At 69.5% G+C, this 3049-nt stretch carries 2 protein-coding genes; one reads left to right on the forward strand and one right to left on the reverse strand.

Annotation, left to right across the window (positions count from 1 at the left end; translation table 11 throughout):
- Nucleotide 1: 1 nt before the first annotated feature.
- The gene (locus tag C5B96_RS16840; RefSeq protein WP_104246513.1) at nucleotides 2–1741 is read right to left on the reverse strand and encodes a sodium:proton antiporter; all 1740 of its coding nucleotides are present in this window, start codon (nucleotides 1739–1741) and stop codon (nucleotides 2–4) included.
- Nucleotides 1742–1799: 58 nt separating this feature from the next.
- Between C5B96_RS16840 and C5B96_RS16845 the strand changes: the two genes are divergently transcribed.
- The gene (locus C5B96_RS16845) at nucleotides 1800–2777 is read left to right on the forward strand and encodes an aldo/keto reductase (protein ID WP_104246514.1); all 978 of its coding nucleotides are present in this window, start codon (nucleotides 1800–1802) and stop codon (nucleotides 2775–2777) included.
- Nucleotides 2778–3049 lie beyond the last annotated feature (272 nt).

Raw genomic sequence — 3049 nt, forward strand, 5'->3', positions numbered from 1 at the left:
GTCAGGGGGCGTGGGCGCCGCGGGGGCGGAGGCGGGTCTCCTCGAGGTCGAGCATCGCCTGCGCCTCGGCGAGGATGCGCGAGGGGTACGACCCGCGGCTCCGCGCCTCGAGCAGCGCCTCCCGCTCGGCCGCCACGACCGCCAACCGCAGCTCGCGGTACACCTGGTGCGGCGTGTCGTCGGTCGCCGCCGTGAGCTGCCGCGAACTCTCCCACGCAGACTCCGTGCGGAGGAACGACGACTGCCGCACGCGCTCGATGACGTCGGGGTCGACCGGGGTGGTCTCGCCGAGGGCGTGGGCCGGATCATCCAGAACCGTCAACCCCTCGTTGCTGATCTCGTCGAGCAGCAACGCCAACTCCCGCCGGTCGGCCGCCACGTCGATGCCCTGGATGCCCACCAGCCGGATGACGTAGGGCAGCGTTCCGCCCTGCACGATGAGCGTCACGACCGCCACCGTGAACGCGATGAGGATGAGCTGGTCGCGGTACGGAATGTCGTTCGGCAGGGACTGGGCGGCGGCGAGCGTGACGACCCCGCGCATCCCCGACCACCCCATCACGACGCCGCCACGCCAGTCGATGCCCTCGTTGCGGAGCTGCTGCAGATCGGAGCGGCGCCGCACGTAGCGCCGCTCGGCGAACCGCCGCCGGCGGGCCTGCCGCTCCCCCGCAACCGGCAGACTGCGGAGGTGGTCGAGAAAGAGACGTGACCGCAGCGTGCTCTTCTCCGCGTGCTGCGCCCGCACCTGAAGCCCGATCACCAGCGGCCCGGCCCAGACGAACCGCAGCAGGATGAGCGCCACCGTCGCCAGCAGCCCGATGCCCACCGACTCCCACACGCCGATCGCGCTCTCGTGGTCGTTCACGTGCTCGATCAGCGTGCGGATCTCGAGCCCGATCAGCAGGAAGACCCCGTTCTCGAGGAAGAACTGCACCGTTCGCCAGTTCACGCGGTCGCTGATGCGCGACTGCGCCGTGAACCGCTCGGGCGCCGCATGGCCCGTGTAGAGCCCGGCGACCACCACCGCCAGAACGCCGGAGGCGCCGACACTCTCGGCGGGCATGAAGGCCGCGAACGGCACCGCGAACGAGATGGCCGTGTCGAGCACGGGGTCGTTCAGTTTCGTGCGCACCCACACCGTGACGAAGCCGACCACCAGCCCGACCACGATGGCGACGACGACCGCGAAGATGAAGTCGAGCACACCGGCCCAGGGGCTCGAGAGGGCGCCGATCGCGGCGGCCGACGCCGATCGCAGCAACACCAGCGCGGTCGCGTCGTTGACGAGCCCCTCCCCCTCGAGCACGGTGAGCAGGCGGGGTGGCAGGCCGAGCCGTCGACCCACGGATGTCGCGGCAACCGCATCGGGTGGGCTGATGATCGCCCCCAGCGCGATCGCCGCCGCGAGGTTCAGATCGGGCAGCATCGTGTAGAGGAGAAAACCCGTGCCGAACGCGGTGATCACGACCAGCACGACCGACAGAGACGTGATCGTACCGAGGTTCCGGCGGAAGTCGACGACGGGCACACTGATGGCCGCAGCGTACAGGATGGGCGGCAGCAGCCCGTCGAGGATGTACTCGTGCGGAATCTCGATGAGCGGCACACCGGGCAGGTACGAGAGCCCGACGCCGACCAGCACCAGGATGATCGGCGCGGCCACGCCGAGCTTCTTCGAGAAGGCAGCGACCGCCACGATGACGGCCACGCCGACCACAGCGTAGATGCCCAACTCCATTCTGCAAGCCTAATCGCAGGGCCGCCGGGGCCTCAGGGGGTAGACGTAGGGTGGAGACATGAAGACCATCACACTGGGAAACAACGGCCCCGAGGTCTCCCGCCTCGGCCTCGGCTGCATGGGAATGAGCGACTTCTACACCGGTCACGGCACCGATGAGGCCGGGTCGATCGCGACCATCCACCGCGCCCTCGAGCTGGGCGTGACCTTCTTCGACACGGCGGAGATCTACGGCCCGTTCACGAACGAGGAGCTCGTCGGCAGGGCACTCGGTGGCCGCCGCGACGAGGTCGTCCTGGCGACGAAGTTCGGGTTCATCCAGCACCTCGGCGATGGCTCGCGTGGCCTCGACGGCCGGCCCGAGAACGCCCGGCTCGCCCTCGAAGGCTCGCTGAAGCGCCTCGGCACCGACTACATCGACATCTTCTACCAGCACCGCATGGACCCGAAGGTGCCGATCGAGGACACGGTCGGCGCGCTGGCCGAGTTCGTCGCCGAGGGCAAGATCCGCCACATCGGCCTGAGCGAGGCCGCGCCCGAGACGATCCGCCGGGCGCAGGCCGTGCATCCGATCGCCGCACTGCAGACCGAGTACTCGCTCTGGAGCCGCGACCCCGAAGCCGAGATCCTGCCGACCGTGCGCGAGCTCGGCATCGGCTTCGTGCCGTACTCGCCGCTCGGCCGGGGCTTTCTGACCGGCACGATCCGCTCGCTCGACCAGCTCGACGAGAAGGACTTCCGGCGCAGCAACCCGCGGTTCGAGGGCGAGAACCTCGAGGCGAACATCCGCATCGTCGAGCAGGTCGACGCGGTGGCCCGCGAGCTCGACGCGAAGCCGGGCCAGGTCGCGCTGGCGTGGCTGATGGCGCAGGGCGACGACATCGCGCCCATCCCGGGCACCAAGCGCATCAGCTACCTCGAGGAGAACGTGGCGGCAGACGCTCTCACGCTGAGCGACGCCCAGCTCGCGCAGCTCGACGGGGTCGCGGCGCCGCAGGGCGATCGCTACCCCGACATGTCGTCGGTGAACCGCTAGCGCGCGGCGCTCCGCTCCGCACCCCGTAGACCCCACGAGACCGTCAGTTGCGGGCGAGACCGGCACGCAGAACAGTCGGTCTCGCCCGCAGCTGTCGGTCTCGCTGGCAGTGAGCCCGGGGTGGCGAGCGGGATGCCCGGAGGGGCTAGGTGTACCTGGCCGTGACGTTGGTTACATGCGGTTGATGGGTGTGGTTCCGATGCCGGTGTGGTTGCGTTCAGTGTTGTAGTAGTTCAGCCAAGGGGCAAGTGCGTCGGCTCGTTCGGTGTTGC

It is taken from the genome of Subtercola sp. Z020 (assembly GCF_002931235.1).
GTDB lineage: Bacteria > Actinomycetota > Actinomycetes > Actinomycetales > Microbacteriaceae > Subtercola.

Bases quoted from the DNA above. Each gene is read 5' to 3' on its own strand.
- C5B96_RS16845 (WP_104246514.1), top strand. From the start codon at position 1,800: ATGAAGACCATCACACTGGGAAACAACGGCCCCGAGGTCTCCCGCCTC.
- C5B96_RS16840 (WP_104246513.1), bottom strand. From the start codon at position 1,741: ATGGAGTTGGGCATCTACGCTGTGGTCGGCGTGGCCGTCATCGTGGCG.